The organism is Pseudomonas entomophila L48, assembly GCF_000026105.1.
GTDB lineage: Bacteria > Pseudomonadota > Gammaproteobacteria > Pseudomonadales > Pseudomonadaceae > Aquipseudomonas > Aquipseudomonas entomophila.
In genome coordinates this window covers 3802501-3821895 of the sequence record NC_008027.1, presented here as the reverse complement: position 1 = coordinate 3821895, position 19395 = coordinate 3802501, and the positions used below count along the sequence as shown (strand labels likewise).

Annotated in this window: 18 protein-coding genes (1 of these 18 only partly in view); 8 read left to right on the top strand and 10 right to left on the bottom strand. The window is 63.7% G+C overall.

Annotated elements, in window-relative coordinates; all coding sequences use genetic code 11:
- Window positions 1–33: 33 nt before the first annotated feature.
- Window positions 34–4578 (bottom strand): hypothetical protein, encoded by a 4545-nt coding sequence (locus PSEEN_RS16390; RefSeq protein ID WP_011534663.1) that lies wholly within the window; start codon window positions 4576–4578, stop codon window positions 34–36.
- A 340-nt stretch (window positions 4579–4918) separates the two neighbouring features.
- Here PSEEN_RS16390 and PSEEN_RS16385 point away from each other — a divergent pair, with 340 nt between their 5' ends.
- The 5 genes from PSEEN_RS16385 (at window position 4919) to PSEEN_RS16365 (ending at window position 8449) form a co-directional block, all read left to right on the top strand.
- Window positions 4919–5323: a TraR/DksA family transcriptional regulator gene (locus tag PSEEN_RS16385; protein ID WP_011534662.1), complete on the top strand. Its 405-nt coding sequence runs from the start codon at window positions 4919–4921 to the stop codon at window positions 5321–5323.
- 161 nt (window positions 5324–5484) lie between these two features.
- The gene (locus PSEEN_RS16380) at window positions 5485–7083 is read left to right on the top strand and encodes a methyl-accepting chemotaxis protein (RefSeq protein ID WP_083789187.1); all 1599 of its coding nucleotides are present in this window, start codon (window positions 5485–5487) and stop codon (window positions 7081–7083) included.
- A 114-nt stretch (window positions 7084–7197) separates the two neighbouring features.
- Window positions 7198–7392, top strand: a complete 195-nt coding sequence (locus tag PSEEN_RS16375; protein ID WP_011534660.1) for a hypothetical protein — start codon at window positions 7198–7200, stop codon at window positions 7390–7392.
- A gap of 389 nt (window positions 7393–7781) precedes the next feature.
- Window positions 7782–8252, top strand: coding sequence for a hypothetical protein (locus PSEEN_RS16370; protein WP_044488245.1), 471 nt, complete (start codon window positions 7782–7784; stop codon window positions 8250–8252).
- Window positions 8249–8449, top strand: a complete 201-nt coding sequence (locus PSEEN_RS16365; protein ID WP_011534658.1) for a hypothetical protein — start codon at window positions 8249–8251, stop codon at window positions 8447–8449. Before PSEEN_RS16370 ends, PSEEN_RS16365 begins: the two co-directional genes overlap by 4 nt.
- An 18-nt stretch (window positions 8450–8467) precedes the next feature.
- On the opposite strand, the gene PSEEN_RS16360 is transcribed toward PSEEN_RS16365, so the two are convergent.
- The 7 genes from PSEEN_RS16360 to PSEEN_RS16330 all read right to left on the bottom strand — a co-directional run bounded on the left by PSEEN_RS16360 (window position 8468) and on the right by PSEEN_RS16330 (window position 15610).
- Complete coding sequence (locus tag PSEEN_RS16360; RefSeq protein ID WP_011534657.1) at window positions 8468–8833, bottom strand: Na+/H+ antiporter subunit G; 366 nt, start codon at window positions 8831–8833, stop codon at window positions 8468–8470.
- Window positions 8830–9108 carry a K+/H+ antiporter subunit F gene (locus PSEEN_RS16355; protein WP_011534656.1) on the bottom strand — a complete coding sequence of 93 codons (279 nt, stop codon included), beginning with the start codon at window positions 9106–9108 and terminating at the stop codon, window positions 8830–8832. The genes PSEEN_RS16360 and PSEEN_RS16355 overlap by 4 nt, the downstream gene beginning before the upstream one ends.
- Window positions 9105–9593, bottom strand: coding sequence for a Na+/H+ antiporter subunit E (locus PSEEN_RS16350; protein ID WP_011534655.1), 489 nt, complete (start codon window positions 9591–9593; stop codon window positions 9105–9107). Before PSEEN_RS16350 ends, PSEEN_RS16355 begins: the two co-directional genes overlap by 4 nt.
- The gene (locus tag PSEEN_RS16345; protein ID WP_011534654.1) at window positions 9590–11269 is read right to left on the bottom strand and encodes a monovalent cation/H+ antiporter subunit D; all 1680 of its coding nucleotides are present in this window, start codon (window positions 11267–11269) and stop codon (window positions 9590–9592) included. Before PSEEN_RS16345 ends, PSEEN_RS16350 begins: the two co-directional genes overlap by 4 nt.
- Window positions 11266–11610 (bottom strand): Na+/H+ antiporter subunit C, encoded by a 345-nt coding sequence (locus PSEEN_RS16340; protein ID WP_011534653.1) that lies wholly within the window; start codon window positions 11608–11610, stop codon window positions 11266–11268. Before PSEEN_RS16340 ends, PSEEN_RS16345 begins: the two co-directional genes overlap by 4 nt.
- Complete coding sequence (locus PSEEN_RS16335; protein WP_011534652.1) at window positions 11610–14516, bottom strand: monovalent cation/H+ antiporter subunit A; 2907 nt, start codon at window positions 14514–14516, stop codon at window positions 11610–11612. Before PSEEN_RS16335 ends, PSEEN_RS16340 begins: the two co-directional genes overlap by 1 nt.
- Window positions 14517–14665: 149 nt before the next feature.
- Window positions 14666–15610, bottom strand: a complete 945-nt coding sequence (locus tag PSEEN_RS16330; RefSeq protein WP_011534651.1) for a DMT family transporter — start codon at window positions 15608–15610, stop codon at window positions 14666–14668.
- Window positions 15611–15694: 84 nt separating this feature from the next.
- On the opposite strand from PSEEN_RS16330, the gene PSEEN_RS16325 reads away from it, so the two are divergent.
- On the top strand, window positions 15695–16258 hold the full coding sequence (locus tag PSEEN_RS16325) for a helix-turn-helix domain-containing protein (RefSeq protein WP_044488243.1): 564 nt from the start codon (window positions 15695–15697) through the stop codon (window positions 16256–16258).
- Between the two features lie 8 nt (window positions 16259–16266).
- Here the strand turns inward: PSEEN_RS16325 and soxR are convergent, their stop codons facing one another.
- The gene (soxR, locus tag PSEEN_RS16320; protein WP_011534649.1) at window positions 16267–16719 is read right to left on the bottom strand and encodes a redox-sensitive transcriptional activator SoxR; all 453 of its coding nucleotides are present in this window, start codon (window positions 16717–16719) and stop codon (window positions 16267–16269) included.
- Between the two features lie 85 nt (window positions 16720–16804).
- Here soxR and PSEEN_RS16315 point away from each other — a divergent pair, with 85 nt between their 5' ends.
- Window positions 16805–17173: an antibiotic biosynthesis monooxygenase gene (locus PSEEN_RS16315; protein ID WP_011534648.1), complete on the top strand. Its 369-nt coding sequence runs from the start codon at window positions 16805–16807 to the stop codon at window positions 17171–17173.
- A 130-nt stretch (window positions 17174–17303) separates the two neighbouring features.
- Window positions 17304–19106, top strand: coding sequence for an aminopeptidase P family protein (locus tag PSEEN_RS16310; RefSeq protein WP_011534647.1), 1803 nt, complete (start codon window positions 17304–17306; stop codon window positions 19104–19106).
- Between the two features lie 41 nt (window positions 19107–19147).
- On the opposite strand, the gene PSEEN_RS16305 is transcribed toward PSEEN_RS16310, so the two are convergent.
- On the bottom strand, window positions 19148–19395 hold the 3' portion of the coding sequence (locus PSEEN_RS16305; RefSeq protein WP_011534646.1) for a hypothetical protein. 34 nt of this gene lie beyond the right edge of the window; only the last 248 of its 282 coding nucleotides appear in the window; the start codon falls outside the window, past its right edge; its stop codon occupies window positions 19148–19150.

The window sequence follows — 19395 nt, the reverse complement described above, 5'->3', positions numbered from 1 at the left end:
GCGGGGCGCCAGTTGGCTGGCGCCCCGAACCGGTCATTGCAGGTTGAAGAAATACCGTTGTGCCGCCGCGCCGGTAATCGGTGCGCGGTAGACGTCGGTCTCCTTGCCACTGGCATCGGTGAAGCGCCCTCCCGCGGCATGGCGTTGGGCGGCGGTCTTCAGGTGGCCGGCGGTGAAGTCGGCCTTGGCCGTGTCCAGGGTCGGGTAATGGAAGTGCGCGTACCACAGCACCTGGCCGTTACGGCTGATGCTGTACTCGTCGAGGTAGTCGGCGGGGCGGCCCTTCACCTTGGCCAGGCGCGTGCGGCTGCCCACCACGGCAATACGTACCTCGCTTTTTTCCAGCAGGAACTGCACCTCGCCCATCCTCGGCTTGCCCGTCACCGCAGCGCCGATTCGCAGCTGTGTCGCCTGGGTTGTCAGGGTCTCGGCCAGGTCCCGCAGACGTTTGGCGACCACTTCGGCGTCCTTGCCCTGGCTGGCCTCATCGGTTTCATTGTCCTGGGTCAAACGCGCCTCGATGTCGTCGACCAAGCCTTGCACGCGGTTGCGCTGGTGCAGCACCGACTCTTCGATCTCCACCGGCAGGTAGCTGTCCGAGGCGCGTTGCAGACGGTCGACCTCTCGGGTGGTTTCGGCGATCAGTCCGTCACTGCTCTTGAGCAGGCGTTTGAGGCTGAGGCCGGAAGGACGGTCCGGGGCAATGACCGGCGTGACCTGCACCCACTCGCCTCGCTTGAGGTGGTAGGTCTGGCCGGGGGTCTTGCTGTCCGGGCCGGGGATGTCGACGGTGTTTTCGTCGTCCGCGCGGGGCTCGGCCAGCAGCAGGCCGTGCTCGGTGGTCTCGATCAGGCCAGGGGCCTTGCTGCGTAGTTGCTTCAGTGAGCTTACCGGTGGGTAGTCAGGCAGGTTGCCGAGGTCTTGCGCGATGAGTGCCTGGATATGTTCCAACTCATCTTGCAACTGGCGCAGGGTCTGGTGCGCGGCCTCGCCCTGGATCAGTTCGACGAGGTTTCTCAGCTGGCGTGCCGCCGCCTGAAAGTGCCCCTGGATACTGCGCAGCAGGCGCACGGTCAGTTCCTGTGCGGGATCGCTCAGTTTGTACAGTTCGCTGCGCTGGACGATTCCGAGTTGGAAGTTGCTCCAGAAACGATCCCGCCAGTAAGCGGCTTCGCGGCTCATGCCGTGGACCAGGGTCAAGCGATTGAGCAGCCCCTCCAGGTGCAGGAAGCGCAGGAGCAGGTCCTTCTGCGTCGTCGCTGCGGGGCGCGCCGCCAAGTCACGCCATTCGACGATGTTGGGATGTCGCTGGCTGGCCAGTTTGGCCAGCTCCTCCTGGCGTTGGCGCAGCAGGGTGTTGTTGTCGATCATCTGCTTGAGCAGGGGGACCAGTGTGTCCAGGCGCTGGGTAGCGATGCGGATATCGGTGGTGGTGAGTGCCTGGCCGTCGTGCTGCTGTTGCCGGGCGATCTCCAGCAACTGTTCCCGACCAGGCTTGTAGCGCTTGTTCAGCAGCGTGCCCAGCAGATGCTGGCAGCAGGCGTCCTGATACAGCGCGAAGGCGTGCACTTTCCTGAAATCCTTGACCGGTTGCATGGCGTTGCGTGCCCTGAGGTGCTCGATGTGCTCGGCCCAGAACTGCGAGAGTGCCTGTATCTTGCCTTGGCACTGCTCGAGGATGGCGTCCTCGAGGGTGGCATGCACCAGTTTTTCGATCGTACTCATTTCGCGGAGCTTGGCAGAGAGGACTGCCTTGTCCGCCTTGATCGCCTCGTTGGCCGCGAGCATTGCCTGTTCCTTGTCCAGGCGCAGCTTGCGCAGCTGCTCGGACAATGGCATGCCCCCCTTCAAGCCCAGGCGCAGGTCAAGCTGCCAGCGACCGATTTCGTCGCGGTGCAGCCATGGGCCTTGGGCGCCATTCGGGCCGATGATGCGCAGCTTCTGCGGTTCGACCAGCTCGACCTCGTAGACCTTGTTCTCGAGCAAGGTGAAGAAGCCAGTACCTTTGAGGTAAAGGCCGCGAAGGGTGCCGAGTGGCACCGGTTTACCCAGTGTGGAAGGTGCAATCGTGGCTTGAAGGGCTTCCAGAGCCGCTCGCTGCGTGGCGTTGAGCTTACGATTGGGATGCGCCCAGCTGGACTCGAGCCGGGTCGGCGACGACTGGGTGGCGACGGACAGAGGTGTGCTGCTCCCGTGCTCCACAGGCACGTGTTCGTCTGAGGGCACTTGCACCTTCGCGCCTTGTTCCAGTTGCAAGCGGAAGATCGAATGGGAGAACAGCAACAAGGCGATATTCAGCAGAAGGTTGACCAGCGACAGTTCATGCCCGGTCGGGTTGTCCTCGGCATCGGACTCGACGAAGTCGGCCAGGGCGATTTCCATCTGGGCCAACCACGCCACCTTGCCCAAGGTGTTGCTTGCCAGTGGCAAGAGTGTGTTGAACAGCAGCCAGCCCAGCTCCTTCCAGCTGTTCCAGCGGGTTTGCGCAGTCGTGCTGGATTGCACCTCGAAGCGTTGGATCGACTCGCTGACGCACCCGTCGTAGAGGGCTTTGCCGATGTCGGCGAGCGCATCCTCGATGGACAGCGTTACCGGTCCCGGTGTGCCAAAGGGCACGGCGCTGGTATCGTCCAACGGGACGAACAGGTGCGGTTCGAGAAAGCCGCCGTGGGCGTAGAAACGGCGGTCCTCGGCGGGCAGACGTTGCAACAGGTCGTCCTGCAAGGCGCCTGAGGTGCTGATGGCGACGAACAGAGCCATGCGGTCGCCGAAGTACAGGAGTGGCTCTGGGTGCAGGGGGCGATACAGCAGGCACCCTTCGGTGCCGGGACGTTCGGCTTCGATCAACCAGGTGTTGAGCGGGTGATCCGGTGTAGAACCAGGCGCCTTGATGAACCCCAGCGCGCGCATGATCCAGCGTGTCGTGCCCTGGCCGGGGCCAGGGGCGAACACCTGGGCTATGTGTTCGGCGAAGGCGGGGGCTGGCAGTTGGCCGCGCAGGTACAGCTCCATGGCCAGCGCCGGCAATTGCACCCGCAATTGATCGCTCAGTTGGTGTTGGCGTTGCAGGCGCCGGACCGGATCGTCCAGCAGTTTCTCGCGCAACATGGCGGGGTAGGCGCGGCCAATATCCAGTTCGCTGACCAGGCGGCGCAGGTAGGCCTCGTTCATCCAGCTCGGCAGGGCGCCTTCGTCCTTGCGGCTCAAGGCCACGCGCCCCGGCTTGAGCAGGCCCAGGTTGCCGATGGCCAGTTGAGCCAGCGAGTAGAACACGGGTGTGACCTCTCCTGACGAGATGATCGTATCCTGACCTGCGGTCGCGCTGGCGGTGGTCTGGTAGTTGGTGACCACGACATCCTCGGGCGCGAGCGTGTCCTGCGGATGGTCTGCGGCCAGGCGCGCCGCCAGCTTGCGGTTGGCGAAGGTTTCGGCCTCATCGATGCCATCGAGCCAGAACTGCCCGTTGCTGTCGCGGGTTTGCTGCGCGACGTCGATCAGCCGCTCGCTGTACTGCATCAGTGAACGGCTAGAGGCATTGCGCAACCAATCGGGCAGTTGTTCACTGAGGCTTTGGCGCTGGGCGGTTTCGGCCTCGTCGCACAAGTCGATCAACGAGGTCAGGCGGTCCAGGTCGCGGTTCATGGCGATGGCGTCGAGCCTCCCCTGGTATTGCCCCGCGAGGTGCTCGATGAGCCGTAGCTGCTGGTTCAACAGCCCCAGGGCCTGGACCTCGAACACCGAATTGGTCGACGCGGCGATTTCGACCTGGCGTGGGCTGCCCTGCAGCGATGGTGGCTCGGCATGGCTGAGCGCCTGCAGCAACGCCGGGCGTGAGGGGTAGCGCAACAGACGACCGGTCAGGGTAAAAAGCAGCGCCACATTACGTGCCGGTTCGTCGTCGCTGTGTTCGATCAACACCGCGCTGGCCAGATCGGCATCGAACTTGCCGCTGGCCGACAAGTCCAGGCTCATGTTGAGGGTTTTGAGCCCTTTTGTGTTGGCCCAGCGACCGCGCTGGCCATCGGCGGGGGCGTCATGGACCATTTGCAGGATGGCACGAGCAAAGCCTGGCAAGTTGTCCGCCCCGCGTAGAGCCTGCTGAAACTGTTCACGCAGGTAGTTGGAGTACCAGCTCCAGGGTGTGATGCCGCTGCTGTCGTAGCGGCTCCAATAGGCAACCTGCTGTTGCAGGTAGATGTCGAGCAGCAGAGGGCCGGTCTCGTTGATCAGTACTTCGACTTCGTGTAGATCGATGTCTACTTTCCAGGCAGGATCGGCATCTGCCCGTGTGGTGAGGTAGTCTTCATCGGCGGTCAGGTTCAAGGTGCCGGGCTGGCAGTAGCGCTCCACCAAAACCTCTGACAGCGGACGGACCCAGGCTGTGCCCGGTGCCGGTTGCGCGCTGGCCAGGTACAGGGCGAGTGGGTCGTGGGCGCTGCTGAGGTGGCGGTGTTGCCACTCTTCGCGCAGGATGTCGTCGGCGGCGTCCAGCAGTGTCGGGCGGTCGCTGAAGCGCCTGGCGACCTTGCAGTCCAGCGTGCTGAAGTTGGCCAGGCGTTGGCGTAGGTTCTCGTTCATGGCAATGGCCTCGGTCGAATGAAAGGGCGCCTATCAGGCGCGCTTTCGCGCGGCACCGTGCACTAGTCGGTTACCACACCGGGTAGTGGATTTGTTGCGGTATATTGCCCGGCGGCGTCCTGCACGCGCGTCGGGTGGTGCATCCACGGCACCAACGGGCGGATTCCTGGCCATTTCGGTCAAAACCACCGTCATTTATGTTGCCCCTTGCCGCCTGGCACCTTAGACTGCCGCCCCCTGTAAAAGAGTGCCGGTTGGCGCTTGAAGAATTCCGCCGTCGACGAAGCATCGTCGGCGGCACCCGAATCGCCCAAATGCACATTTTTTCATAGAGAAATCGATGACCAAGGAACAGTTGCTGGCCATGTCGGCCGATGACTACATGAACGCCGAACAGCTCGCGTTCTTCACCAAGCTGCTGCAAGCGATGAAAGTCGAAACGCACGAGCGCATCGAACTCAGCCGCACGTCCATCGAAAGCCTGGACAGCCCCTCGGATCCTGCCGACGTGGCGTCGGTCGAGGAAGAGCGTACCTGGCTGGTCAATGCCATCGACCGCGATCAGCGCCTGCTGCCGCAGCTGGAGATGGCCCTGGACCGCATCTCCGACGAAAGCTTCGGCTGGTGCGACGACAGCGGCGAGCCGATCGGCCTTAAACGCCTGCTGATCAGCCCGACCACCAAGTACTGCATCGAAGCCCAGGAGCGCCACGAGCAGCTCGACCGTCACCAGCGGCAGATCTGATCCAGCCCCCTGCGCAAGGCCCCACGGAGCGATCCCTGGGGCCTTCATGTTTTCTTGCCCTGTATCAACGGGGGGCGGCCTGCATCCAAGTGAGCGTGGATAATGGCGTTATAGTGGCGTTTAATGGCGTCACAATAACGACATTTGGATGGACCACGACGATGATGCGAGAAGGATCTCAGGCGGCCGGCGAAATGCTGCGCCCGATGACGGCCCGAGGAACGATGACCGCGGTGCTGCAGGCACTTGCCCTGTGCGCCGTGCTGTCGGCTATGGCCTTCGCCGGGCTGGCCCTGTACTTCGCCTTGCCACTGGCGTTGCTGGTGCTTTGCCTGCCCCATTGGAGGCGGGTGCCTGCACCTGCGCCGGTCGAAACAGCAGCACAGGGCAGTGACCTGATCCAGGAACTGGCTCGAGGCACCAGCCATAACGCCTTGACGGCTGCCGCTGTCGCGCATTCCGTACAACAGTTGGCCGCGCGCGTTCAGTCTCAGCTCAGCGCAGCCCAGGACATTGTCGGCAGCGCCGAGGCCATGATTGTCACTGAGCAGGCCGCCGCCCAGCTCAGCCAGCAGGCCCTGGATGCCGCGCGCTCGGCCCATGGCAGCAGCGTTGCAGGCAGCGCGGTGCTGGCCGAGTCCATCCAGCGCATGCACGACCTGAGCGAGCGTGCAACCACCAGCCGTGAATTGATCGAAGCACTGCATCAGCGCAGCGATGATATTGCCCGGGTGACCCTGGTGATCCAGTCCATCGCCAGCCAGACCAACCTGCTGGCGCTCAACGCCGCCATCGAGGCAGCCCGTGCCGGCGAGCACGGGCGTGGTTTTGCGGTGGTTGCCGACGAAGTGCGCGGGTTGGCTGGGCGCACTGCCAGTGCCACCGAAGAAGTCGGGCAGATGGTGGCGGACATCCAGGCGCGTACCGCCCAGGTGGTGGGGCAGATCCGTGAGTTGGCCGATGACCTGGGCAGTGGTGTCGAGCAGGTCGAGCAGACCGGTGGGCAACTGCAACAGATCGCCAGGCTTGCCGCCAGCGTCGAGGGGCAGGTGAGCGAAATCGCCGAGGGCACCCAGACCAACCGCGCCCAGCTCGATACCTTGTTCCAGGCGGTGGCCCAAGTGCGTGGCGATCTGGAGGTCAGCGACCAGCAAACCCGTCGGCTGGCCAAGGCGGCGGTGCAGATGGAAGGGCAGGTGGAGAATCTCAGCGAGCGTTTGGCTGAGGTGGGCCTGGACGCCTACCACCAGCGGGTGTTCGAGTTGGCTCAGGCAGGCGCCCGGCAGATCGCGGAACGTTTCGAGGCGGATGTCGCCCAGGGGCGCGTCACGCTGGATGACTTGTTCGATCGTCATTACCGGCCTATCGCGGGTATGCAGCCACCGCGCTTCACCACGCGTTTCGACCATTACACCGATACCGTGCTGCCGCAGATCCAGGAACCATTGCTGCAACAGCACGATGGATTGGTGTATGCCATCGCCTGCACTCAGCAGGGTTATGTGCCCACCCACAACAGTGCCTTCAACCAGCCACTGACCGGTGATGCGCAGCACGACACCGCTCACAACCGCAGCAAGCGCACGTTCGACGACCGCACGGGTATTCGTTGTGGCAGTCACCAGCAACGAGTCCTGCTGCAAACCTACACGCGCGACACGGGTGAACTGATGCATGACCTTTCGGTGCCGATCTTCGTCCAGGACCGGCACTGGGGCGGCCTGCGCCTGGGGTATCGGCCTGAGCCGGGGCTCGATTGAGTCGATTTGTTGCTCGTCATGCAATACAGCTGTACCAAACCATGCTTTTTTCCAGAGGGGGCGGGGCGTATCATGCGCGCATCGTTAGGTTGCTAATTAAATTCCGGAGGGATGATGAATAGCCGAGTCGATGTAGCCGTGATGATCGGCACCGGAGTGCCGGCGACATTGCAGGCGTTGGGCGTTCGGGCGTGCTGGGTGGTGCTGGTCAATGGCGAGCGCCGCGGAACGGCCTTTGCCAGCCGTGCCGAGGCGCTGGAGTGCCAGGCCGCCTGGGAAGCGCAGTTGGTGAGCGTGCAGGCGGCCTGAGCGGCTTGGCCAATGCAGAACCGAGGCAAGAAATGTGTCTTGCCTCTCGACGTGTTTCGGTCTTTTCGTGCATATTCGTCACCCAGTAATGCGCGACTCACGTTCAGCACCCCTTTGCGCCGGATGCTGATCAGGCTTTGTCGCCGCCATCTGACTCTTTCAGATCAGGCATTACGTATCCTTTTTTGACGGATTCATGCCGAAGAACACACAAAGGCCTCGGCCCGCGTGCAGGAGAAACCCTTCCTGCTGAACGCGTGGCCCATTTGCGTGGATCTTTGTCCATGGATTCCACGGTCCTTCGGACTTTGACTTGAAATGGCGACCGCCGGATGCCCGATGGGGTGTGGGCGGTTTTGCCGGTTGTAATTGATGTGAGGAGCTTTTCATTGGCAGTCAGTACTCTGGATACCCATGCGTTGTTTGCCTTGGGCGATTTGCGCGCCAAGCTGGTCAAGCTCTTTCAGGGGCGTTTCATCTACGTCACCGAGCAGAACCCCGAAGGCCTGTACATGGCCGAGATCGACACCGACAGCGCGATGGTGGTCGATGACAAGCAGCGCCTTGAATTGAAAGTAGGCGACCATTTCCGCGCAGCGGTGTTGCCCAGCCGTGAAGGCGGCAAGCTCGAACTGCGTTTTCGCGAGATCAAGTTGAATGTCTATGGCCAGGGCGACTATGCGTTCGTCTCGGTGCCGGAAGGTGATGCCATCGTGTTCCGTGAAGGGCATGGGGTGATGATGGTGTTCGCGGCCCAGCAACAGGTCCAGGAAGGCCTGGGCAAGCTGCTCAAGGCGGTCACCGGCAAGGTCGCAAAATGGCGCAAGGGTGAATTGACCACATTCAAGGCCAGCGAATGAGCGAGGCGGGCAGCCGCGCTGACTTTCATCGTGAGCATCAGGCCCGGGCCGCCGAGCAGGCCGAGCGGTTGCTGGCGCAACGGGAGGCGCTGCAGGGGGCATGGTTGGGCTGGGTGGCAGGCCAGCTCTACGCGCTGAGCCCGGCCCCCTACGCGGCGATGGTTCGCCGGGAGCTGCAGCGCCTGACCCAGGAGTGAGCAGGCGTGCAGGTACGCTCAGTTGCCGCTGTCGCGGCCGCTGCTGACCTCCTCCGGTACGTTTTCTCCCGAAGTGCGCTTGCGAAATAGCGCCGCCCTGGCCAGTAGTAGCGTGGTGACGGGCACGGTGATCGACAGCAGGATCGGTATCAGCCAGGCGTGCAGCACCGGGGTTTGCTTGAGCACCGAGAAGTAGAGAATCGACGCCAGCGACACGCACCAGGCGCCAATGGTCGAAGCCAGCGCGGGCGGGTGCATGCGTTGGAAGAACTCTTTCAGACGCACCAGGCCGATGGCGCCAATCAATGCGAACAGGCTGCCGATGAGCAGCAGCGCGGAGACGACCAGTTCCAGCCAGAACGGCAAGACAACGATCTCATTCATTCGATCACCTCGCCTCGCAGCAGGAATTTGGCCAGGGCGAACGAGCCAACGAAGCCGAACAGGGCAATCAGCAGTGCGCCTTCGAAGTAGGTGTCGCTGGCGTAGCGGATGCCCAGCACCAGCATCATCAGCATGCCCAGGATGTACAGGTAGTCCAGGGCCAGTACGCGGTCCTGGGCAGAGGGGCCGCGGAACAGCCGGATCAACGTCAGGCCCATGGCCAGGGCGAAGATGAACAGGCTGGCGAGGACGGCGTTGGCAAGCAGGCCGCTCATTCGAAAATCTCCATCAGCGGGCGTTCATAGGTGTGCTTGAAATGCTCGACGAACGCTGCTTCGTCGTCCAGGTCGAACACGTGCAGCAGCAGTACACTGCGGTCCAGGGCCAGTTCCGACCAGATGGTGCCCGGCACCACGGTGGTGATCATCGAGAGCGCCGCCAAGCCGTGCGCGTCGCGCAGGGCGAGGGGGATGTGCACGAAAGCCGAGCGCGGTGGCTTGGTGCTGGCCCGCAGTACCCCTCGTGCCACTTGCAGGTTGGAAACTACCACATCGATACCCACACGGCCGATCAGCCGGGCGATCACCAGTGGGCGACGCACGTGGGCGTGTTGCGGGCGCAGCGGCGCCATCAGGATCGGGGCGAGGACACCCAGCGCGGCGCCCAGCAGCAGGTTGCCCGGACTGATCGACAGGTTCAGCAGCAGCCACAGCACGAACAGCGCCACGGACAGCAAGGGGGCGGGGAACAGTCGGTTCATGGCTGTGCCTCGGCATTGAGCGTGGTAGGGCCAGGCAATGGCCGGGTCGCCATCACCGCATTGATATAGGTGTCGGGTGCCTGCAGGCTGGCGGCGGTGTCCTGCGTGTAACGCAACAGCGGCTCGGCCTTGAGGCTGAGGAAGATGCACAGGGCCAGCAGGATGGCGACGGGTATGCACTCGTAGCCTCGCAGGACTGGCGAGGGGCGCTCCTCGGGCTTCCAGAAGCGTTGGATGCCGACACGCCCGAAGGCGATCAGCGAGGCCAGGCCCGAAAGTAGCAGCAAGGTGACCAGGGTCCAGCCAGCGGCACCGACAGGTTTCTGCGCGGTGACACCCAGCCCTTCGGGGTTGAAGAGCGCGCTGATCAGGTTCAGCTTGCCGATGAAGCCCGACAGCGGTGGCATGCCGATCACCAGCAGGGCGCAGGCGATGAAACTCAGGCCAAGGAAAGCCATGGTCCAGGGGATGATCTGGCCGATCACGGCCTTCTGATCGTCGTCCAGGTTGATCCCCTTGGCAGGGTGCGACGCTACCAATGCCGGAGGCATTGCATCTTCCTCATCGTCCAGTGGTGCTTCGTTGACCGAACGTGAGCGCTCGATCAGCTCGGCCAGCAGGAACAGTGCACACAGCGCCAGGGTCGAACTCGCCAGGTAGAACAGGGCGGCACCGGTCAGTACGGTTTGTCCAAAGCCAACCGCTGCCAGCAGGGTGCCGGCCGATACCAGGATGCTCAGTGCTGCCAGGCGGTCGACGCGCTGGGCGGCAAGGATGGAAGTGGCTGCCACGGCCAGCGTCACCAGCCCACCGTAAACCAGCCAGTCCCCACCGAAGTACGACGAGGCGCCGGCCTGGCCGGAGAACAGCAAGGTCCACAGACGCAGCACCGCGTACAGGCCGACTTTGGTCATGATTGCGAACAGCGCAGCCACGGGCGCACTGGCGGACGAGTAGGCGGGTACCAGCCAGAAGTTCAGCGGCCAGATCCCGGCCTTGGCCAGGAAGGCGATTGCCAGGATGGCCGCACCGGCATGCAGCAAGCCGCGGTCGGCTTCAGGCACCAGCGGAACTTTCAGGGCCAGGTCGGCCATGTTCAGGGTGCCGGTCACGCCATAGAGCATGGCCGCACCGACCAGGAACAGCGACGAAGCGAACAGGTTGATGGCGATGTAGTGCAGCCCGGCCTTGACCCGCGCCCGGCCCGAGCCGTGCAGCAGCAGGCCGTAGGAGGCCGCCAGCAGGACTTCGAAGAACACGAACAGGTTGAACAGGTCGGCGGTCAGGAAGGCGCCGTACAGGCCCATCAGCTGGATCTGGAACAAGGCGTGGAAGCTGGCACCGGCGCCGTCCCAGCGCGCCCGGGCGAACAGCAGTGCACTGCTGCCGACGATACCGGTCAGCACCAGCAGCAACGCCGACAGGTGGTCCACCACCAGCACGATGCCGAACGGCGCCGGCCAGTTGCCCGGCAGGTAGACACCGATGGACTCGGCCTGCCCCTGGGTGCGTACCCACATCAGCAGCGAAACGGCGATGCCCAGGCCGGCGAACGTGGAAAGCAGGTTCAGGCGCGCCTTCAGCCAGCGGTGTTTTTCACCGATCAGCAACATCAGCGCGGCGGTCACCAGTGGTAGCAGGATCGGTGCGATGACCAGTTGATTCATGGTGCTCATTCCTCACGCTCCCGGCCGTCGACATGGTCGGTGCCGGTGAGGCCGCGCGAAGCCAGCAATACCACCAGGAACAACGCGGTCATGGCAAAGCTGATGACGATGGCGGTCAGCACCAGAGCCTGGGGCAGCGGGTCGGTGTAGTGCAACAGATCGTGGGGCACCCCATCCTTGATGATCGGTTCCTTGCCGATGAACAGGCTGCCCATGCTGAAGATGAACAGGTTGACCCCATACGAGAGCAGGCACAGGCCCATGATCACCTGGTACGTCCGTGGGCGCAGGATCAACCAGACCCCGGAGGCGGCCAGGACACCGATGGCGACTGCAATGACTTCTTCCATCAGGCGGCTCCTGCTTGGCTGGACTTGGCGGGGCGGTAGGCGCGCACCGACTGGTGGGCCAGGGCGGTGAGGATGAGCAGCGTCGAACCGACCACCACGGTGTACACGCCGATGTCGAAGAACAGCGCGCTGGCCACGTGCACGTCACCCAGCAGCGGTACGTGCAGGTGGGCGGTGTGGGTGGTCAGGAACGGATAGCCGAACAGCATCGCCCCGGCGCCGGTGAGGGTGGCGCATAGCAGGCCCGTACCCATCCAGCGCAATGGCCGCAGGCTCATCTGCGCCTCGACCCACTGGGTGCCGGCGACCATGTACTGGAGGATGAACGCCACTGACATGACCAGACCGGCGACGAACCCGCCGCCCGGTTGGTTGTGGCCGCGCATGAACAGGTACATCGACACCAGCAGGGCGATGGGCAGCAACAGGCGCACCAGCGCAGCGGGCACCATCATGAAGCCCAGGGCGGTGTCGGTGGCATGGCGCGGGTTGACCAGGTCGGTGACCACGTCCGGTGCCAGCTGACGCTGCTGGGCGGGTAGCTGCATGCTTTCCTTGGGGGGGCGGAAGCGGCGCAGCAGGGCGAACACCGTGAGCGCAACGGCCACCAGCACGGTGACCTCGCCCAGCGTGTCAAAGCCGCGGAAGTCCACCAGCATCACGTTGACCACGTTGGTACCGCCACCTTGTGGCAGGGCGCGGCTGAGGTAGAACGAGGAGATGTCATTGGGGGTGGGGCGGGTCAGCATGGCGTAGGAGAGCAGCGCCATGCCGCCACCGACCAGCACGGCCAGGACCAGGTCGCGCAGGCGCCGCAGGCGCGCGCGCTCTTGTGTGCCGGCCAATGGCGAGACACCCTCGATACGCCGGGGCAACCAGCGCAGGCCGAGGAGGATCAACACGGTGGTCACCACCTCGACCGCCAACTGCGTGAGCGCCAGATCCGGTGCGGAGAACCAGACGAAGGTGATGCAGGTCATCAGGCCACAGACACTGACCATGATCAGCGCGGCCAGACGGTGGTACTTGGCTTGGTAGGCTGCGCCAATGGCGCAGGCAATGGCGATCAGCCAAAGCGCGACGAACACCCCGGAGCCGGGGATCTTCGGCCGGTCACCCCAGCTCAGGCCGCTGTACAGCAGCGGTACCAGACCGGCGATGAACGCCGCCAGCACCAGCATGAACAGTTGTTTTTGCAGGCGCCGGGTGGTCAGCAGCCGCTCGATGCGCCGGGCCAGCAGCATCAGGCGCACCAGGCCATGCTCGAACAGGCGCTTGCCGTTGAAGCGCTCGATCAGCGGCGGATGGGGGAAGCGGCCGCGCTGCAACTGCTTGCGTAGCAGCAGGTAGAGCACGATTCCGCCGGTCATGGCGATCAGGCTCATCATCAACGGGGCGTTCCAGCCGTGCCAGATGGCCAGGCTGTACTCGGGTAGCGTGCCACCAACCACCGGCAGTGCGGCGGCGGCCAGCAACGGACCGACCGATTGCGCGGGGAAGATGCCAACCACCAGGCAGGTGAGCACCAGCAGCTCGACCGGCGCGCGCATCCAGCGCGGTGGCTCGTGGGGTGTGTGCGGCAGGTCCTGGGCGGGCGGGCCAAAGAACACATCGACGGTGAAGCGCAGCGCGTAGGCCACGCTGAAGGTCCCGGCGAGTGTCGCGATCACCGGCAGGGCGGCCTCGACCCAGGCGCTGGAGGTGATGAACACGGTCTCGGCAAAGAACATTTCCTTCGACAGGAAGCCGTTCATCAGCGGTACACCGGCCATCGAGGCGCTGGCGACCATGGCCAGCGTGGCGGTGAAGGGCACCAGGCGGAACAAACCGCTCAGGCGGCGGATATCACGGGTGCCGCTTTCATGGTCGATGATCCCCGCAGCCATGAATAGCGAGGCCTTGAACGTGGCGTGGTTGAGGATGTGGAACACGGCGGCCACAGCCGCCAGCGGGCTGTTCAGCCCTAGCAGCAAGGTGATCAGGCCCAGGTGGCTGATGGTCGAGTAGGCCAGCAGGCCCTTGAGGTCGTTCTGGAACATCGCGGCGAAGGCGCCCAGCAGCAAGGTGGCCGCGCCGGCGCCGCCGACGATCCAGAACCACTCCTCACTGCCCGACAACGCCGGCCACAGCCGGGCGAGCAGGAACACCCCGGCCTTGACCATGGTCGCCGAGTGCAGGTAGGCCGATACGGGGGTGGGCGCCGCCATTGCATGGGGCAGCCAGAACTGGAAGGGGAACTGTGCGCTTTTGCTCAGCGCGCCGACAAGGATGAGGGGCAGCAGCACCGGGTACAGCGCATGCTGGCGGATGATGTCACCGGCAGCCAGGACCTTGTCAAGGTCGTAGCTGCCGACCACATGGCCGAGCAGCAGGGCCCCGACCAGCAGGCACAAGCCCCCGGCGCCGGTGACCATCAGCGCCATGTAGGCACCGCGACGGGCATCGGCGCGGTGGTGCCAATAGCCGATCAACAGGAACGAGAACAGGCTGGTGAGCTCCCAGAAGAACACCAGCTGGATCAGGTTGCCGGAGATGACCAGGCCGAGCATGGCGCCCATGAACGCCAGGAAGAAGGCGAAGAAGCGCGGCACCGGGTCTTGTGGCGACATGTAGTAGCGGGCATACAGCGACACCAGGGTGCCGATGCCGAGTACCAGCAGGCTGAACAGCCAGGCGAAGCCGTCCATGCGCAGGACCAGGTTCAGGCCCAGGCTGGGCAGCCACAGCAGCTCCTCGCGAATCACGCCGCCATCGGCTATCTGAGGGTACAGCAACGCTACCTGGACAGTACCGACCAGGGCCACGAGTCCGGCGAGAATGGACTCGGCGTTGCGTGCGTTGTGCGGCAGGATCGCCGCCAGGCAGCTGCCCAGGAAGGGCAGAAGCAATAGCACAATCAATGACATAGCGTTCTGTTCTGAGAAGTTTGCCAAGGATCATACGTGCCGGGCCGTTGATCACCAACACGCGAGCAGTTGCAGAATCCTACAAATGTGCTGTGACAAGCTGTTTTTTTATAACAGTTTCTTTCAGAGCATAGCGGGTGCTGGCGGCTTTACAGGCCGGCTTCACGCTGGCGTTGCGCATCGTCGTCGGCAATGGCGGTTTCGTCTGCGCGACGAATTTTCAGCTCGCTCACCACCACCGCCAGGACAATCAGCAACCCGCCAAGCAGGGCCACACCTGGCAGGCGCTCACCCGCGATACGCCCGACGATGCCTGCCCACACCGGTTCTCCGGCGTAGATCAGGGTGGCGCGGGTGGGCGAGACGGACTTCTGCGCCCAGTTCATCGCCACCTGAATCACCGCGCTCATCGCGCCCAGGCCCACGGCACTGACCAGCAGCAGCCAGGAGAAGTCGGGGAGGCGTTCCTGGGTGGGGACGATCATCAGGAACGCCAGTACCGAGGCGGTCGCCAATTGCACCACGGTGACCCGGCGTACATCGACCTTGCCGGCGTAGCGGCTGATCAGGATGATCTCGCCGGCAATCGCCACGGCACTGACCAAGGTCACCAGTTCACCCTCGCTGAAGTGCAGCGCGCCGCCCTCGGGGCCGGCCAGCAGCATCAGGCCAGCGAAGGCCAGGCCGATGCCCAGGCTCGGCATCAGGCCTGGGCGGCGCCCCAGCACCAGCCATTGCAGCAGGGGTACGAAGGGCACGTAAAGCGCGGTGATGAACGCCGACTGGCTGCTGCTGATGGTTTGCAGGCCCATGGTCTGCAAGCCGTATCCCAGCATGATCGACACGCCGATGAACACCCCGGCCTTCAGTTCGGTGAAGGTCAGCCCCGGCAGTGAGCGCGCCGAGACAAGGCCGACGAACAGCGCGGCGGCGGCGAAGCGCAAGCCAACGAAGAACATCGGGCCGCTGACGGTCATGACGTTGTGCACGATCAGGAAGGTGCCGCCCCAGAGCATGGTGATGAACACCAGCACCAGTTCAGCCTTGCTCAGGCGGAAGGTGACGGCGGGTTTGTGGCTGGGGGCTTGGCTCATGGTCTTGCGTACTCGAAAGGGGCGGCGCACAATCCGCCGCAAAGTGGGCAGTATACTGCGCAACTTCTATCAGTGAGCAATATAGTGCACAAAGATTCCGAACACCGCGCGTCGGTGTTGCAGCATGTCAGCCAGAATGTCCGCCGCTTGCGAAGTGATGCAGGCTTGAGCCAGGCCGCTCTCTCGGAACGTTCAGGAGTGAGCCGGCGGATGCTGGTGGCCATCGAAGCGGGCGAGAAGAATGTCAGCCTGACGACCCTGGACCTGATCGCCGAGGCCCTTGGCGTGGCATTCAGCACCCTGATCCAGGCGCCCGACCAGCGCGACCCCAGTCGTATCGACGAGCTGGCGTGGGCCGGCGAGCATCCCGGCAGCCGCGCCGTGCTGCTCGGCAGCAGCCCGGCGCGGCGTGAGGTCGAGCTGTGGGAGTGGACCCTGGCCCCCGGCGAGTGCTACACCAGTGAGGCCGATGCGGCGGGATGGCGTGAGCAGATCTATGTCGCCGAAGGCTGCCTGACCCTGGTGATCGAGGGGCAGGAACAGCGCTTGCGCAGTGGCGAGTTCTTTGTTTTTCCCAGCGATTGCCGTTATGCCTACCGCAATGACGGCGACGTGGCTGTGCGCTTTGTACGCAATGTGGTGATCTGACGCATCTGTCACGCTATCGAGGGGTGGGGGCCAGGCCCATCTTGCGCGAGATGATCGTGATGATTGCGCAGCGGGCACTCCTTCAGCGACATGCAGCCGCAGCCGATGCAACCATCGAGCTGGTCGCGCAGCAACATCATCTGCTCAATACGCCGATCAAGATCGTCACGCCATTGCGCGGAGAGGCGCTGCCAGTCAGCGGCCGTCGGCGTGTGGTCGCGGGGCAGGGTGGCCAGTGCCTCGGCGATGTCCGCCAGGGGGATGCCCAGGCGTTGTGCCATCTTGATCACCGCCACCCGACGTAGTACGGCACGCGGATAGCGGCGCTGGTTGCCGGCGTTGCGGATGCTGTGGATCAGGCCCTTGGTTTCGTAGAAGTGCAGGGCGGTCACCGCCACCCCGCTGCGCGCGGCCAGCTGACCGACACTGAGCAGTCGCTCCGGGGAAGGGGGCGTCTTCATGCAGAAAATCCTTGACCTTGAGTTAACTGGAGGTTTTACCCTCCGCGGCAACTGGCTGCAAGTGCCGGAATCAAGGAGACAGTCCATGGCGGTTCATTCCCATTCCCTGTGGTTCACCCAAATGATCGAATACGACGTGCCGCCTGGGCGGCAGGCGGCCTTGGCGCAGGCGCTGGTGGCCCGCAGCGAGCATCTGGCGCAACGGTGTGAAGGCTTGCAAGGTGTCAGCATCCAGGCCAGCGACGATGGTTGCCGGGTGTTGCAGTACCTGCAGTGGCAATCGCGCCAGGCGTGGGCCGCCGCTGCGGATTGCTTTGTCGAGGAGCCTTTTCTGGAACTGTTGAGCCAGCACCAGGCGCGTGGCGTCAACTTCGCTGCGTACCAGGCCCTGCGCAGCCTGGTGCGCGGTAACGATGGCGGCCTGCACTGCCAGGTCGGCACTGCGGCGCGATAAGTTTGACTGCACGGTCACAGGGTGCTTGGGGCAAAGCGTGCCCTGTATGCGCCGGGAAGATTGCGGGCGCTCGCGGGCTGTACCATTATCCTTGGCCTGGATCAGTCAAGATGAATTCGCAGGAGTGCGCATGAACAGTCAGTCCCCCCTTCCGGAAACCGTGCCGGCACGTCTGGCCCGTGTGCGTGAGGCCATGGCCAGGGAGGGTGTGGATGCCCTGCTGGTACCGTCGGCCGACCCGCACCTGTCCGAGTACCTGCCAGGGTATTGGCAGGGGCGGCAATGGTTGTCCGGATTCCACGGTTCGGTGGGCACGCTGGTGGTGACGGCAGATTTTGCCGGCGTGTGGGCCGATAGCCGTTATTGGGAGCAGGCCGAGAAGGAGCTGGCGGGCAGCAGCATTGAATTGATGAAGCTGCGGCCTGGGCAACCGGGGGCGCTGGAGTGGCTTGGCGAACAGGCCAAGGGCACGGTCGCGGTGGACGGCGCGGTCATGGCGTTGGCTTCGGCGCGACAGCTAGGCGAGCGCCTGGAAGCCCGTGGCGCACGTTTGCAGACTCACTCGGACCTGCTCAAGCAGGTATGGATCGAGCGGCCTGGCCTGCCAGGCAATCCTGTATACCAACACCTGCCGCCTCATGCGACGGTCAGCCGTTCACGCAAGCTGGAGGACCTGCGCAAGACACTGCTGGAAAAAGGTGCCGACTGGCATTTTATCGCGACCCTCGACGATATCGCCTGGTTGTTCAACCTCCGGGGCAGCGATGTCTCCTACAACCCGGTATTCGTCTCGTTCGCCTTGATCAGCCAGGACAAGGCCTACCTGTTCGTCGGCAAGGACAAGGTCGATGGTCACTTGCGCAACGTGCTCGCGGCCGATGGTATCGAAGTTCGTGATTACGACGAGGTGGGCACAGCCCTTGCGGCGATCGCCCCGGGCAGCAGCCTGCAGGTAGATCCGGCGCGGGTCACGTGTGGCCTGATCGAGCACCTCGACACGCAGGTGCGTCTGGTCGAGGGCATCAACCCGACCACCTTGAGCAAGTCGCGCAAGGATGAGGGTGATCTCAAGCATATTCGTCGGGCCATGGAGCAAGATGGCGCTGCGCTTTGCGAGTTCTTTGCCTGGTTCGAGGCGAACCTGGGCAAGGAGCGCATCACCGAATTGACCGTTGACGAGCGACTGAGCGCCGCCCGTGCCCGGCGCCCGGATTTTGTATCGCTGAGCTTCTCCACGATTGCCGCTTATAACGCCAACGGCGCGATGCCCCACTATCGGGCGACTGACGAGTCCCACGCGGTGATCGAAGGTGATGGGTTGTTGCTGATCGATTCGGGCGGCCAGTACCTGGGGGGGACGACGGATATCACCCGGATGGTACCCATCGGCCAGCCGAGCGACGTACAGAAGGCCGACTGCACGCGAGTGCTCAAAGGCATGATCGCGTTGTCGCGGGCAAAGTTTCCGCGCGGCATCCTCTCACCGCTGCTCGACGCCATTGCCCGTGCGCCTATCTGGGCAGATCAGGTCGACTACGGCCATGGCACAGGCCATGGTGTGGGCTACTTCATGAACGTGCACGAAGGGCCACAGGTCATTGCCTACCAGGCGGCCACCGCGCCACAGACGGCGATGCAACCGGGGATGATCAGTTCGATCGAGCCGGGCACCTATCGCCCTGGTGAGTGGGGGGTGCGCATCGAGAACCTGGTCGTCAATCGTGAAGTGGGGAGCAGTGTCTTCGGCGACTTCCTGGCGTTCGAGACGCTGACCTTGTGTCCGATCGATACCCGTTGCCTCTTGCCGGAGCAGCTTGGGGCGGACGACATTGCCTGGCTCAACGCTTATCACCAAACGGTCCGAGAGCGTGTCTCGCCATTGCTTCAGGGCGATGCGCTGGATTGGTTGGTGCGACGTACCGCACCACTGTGACCTTCCAATGAAAAAGGGCAGCCACTGGCTGCCCTTTTTGCTTACTTGCAGATCACGATCATGCTGCGGCTGGTATAGCCGGCGGGGTTGATGCCGAAGACATAATCCCCTGGCTCTTCGTCAGTGTCACCGGAGCGAGCAATGACCTTGTAGCCCTTGCTGCCACACGAGGCGGCAGCCTTGCTGTAACACTTCTCCCACGATGAGGAGAGGCCTGAGCAATTGATATGCAAGCCCTTTTTTCCCCGCTTCACCTCGGTCTTGGCTGTAGCGGCGCATCCAGCAATGG

Coding starts and splice junctions, on each gene's coding strand:
- PSEEN_RS16330 (WP_011534651.1), bottom strand. CDS start 15,610: ATGAGCCAAGCCCCCAGCCACAAACCCGCCGTCACCTTCCGCCTGAGC.
- PSEEN_RS16355 (WP_011534656.1), bottom strand. CDS start 9,108: ATGAGCGGCCTGCTTGCCAACGCCGTCCTCGCCAGCCTGTTCATCTTC.
- PSEEN_RS16350 (WP_011534655.1), bottom strand. CDS start 9,593: ATGAACCGACTGTTCCCCGCCCCCTTGCTGTCCGTGGCGCTGTTCGTG.
- PSEEN_RS16310 (WP_011534647.1), top strand. CDS start 17,304: ATGAACAGTCAGTCCCCCCTTCCGGAAACCGTGCCGGCACGTCTGGCC.
- PSEEN_RS16390 (WP_011534663.1), bottom strand. CDS start 4,578: ATGAACGAGAACCTACGCCAACGCCTGGCCAACTTCAGCACGCTGGAC.
- PSEEN_RS16365 (WP_011534658.1), top strand. CDS start 8,249: ATGAGCGAGGCGGGCAGCCGCGCTGACTTTCATCGTGAGCATCAGGCC.
- PSEEN_RS16340 (WP_011534653.1), bottom strand. CDS start 11,610: ATGGAAGAAGTCATTGCAGTCGCCATCGGTGTCCTGGCCGCCTCCGGG.
- PSEEN_RS16380 (WP_083789187.1), top strand. CDS start 5,485: ATGATGCGAGAAGGATCTCAGGCGGCCGGCGAAATGCTGCGCCCGATG.
- soxR (WP_011534649.1), bottom strand. CDS start 16,719: ATGAAGACGCCCCCTTCCCCGGAGCGACTGCTCAGTGTCGGTCAGCTG.
- PSEEN_RS16375 (WP_011534660.1), top strand. CDS start 7,198: ATGAATAGCCGAGTCGATGTAGCCGTGATGATCGGCACCGGAGTGCCG.
- PSEEN_RS16335 (WP_011534652.1), bottom strand. CDS start 14,516: ATGTCATTGATTGTGCTATTGCTTCTGCCCTTCCTGGGCAGCTGCCTG.
- PSEEN_RS16385 (WP_011534662.1), top strand. CDS start 4,919: ATGACCAAGGAACAGTTGCTGGCCATGTCGGCCGATGACTACATGAAC.
- PSEEN_RS16360 (WP_011534657.1), bottom strand. CDS start 8,833: ATGAATGAGATCGTTGTCTTGCCGTTCTGGCTGGAACTGGTCGTCTCC.
- PSEEN_RS16315 (WP_011534648.1), top strand. CDS start 16,805: ATGGCGGTTCATTCCCATTCCCTGTGGTTCACCCAAATGATCGAATAC.
- PSEEN_RS16345 (WP_011534654.1), bottom strand. CDS start 11,269: ATGAGCACCATGAATCAACTGGTCATCGCACCGATCCTGCTACCACTG.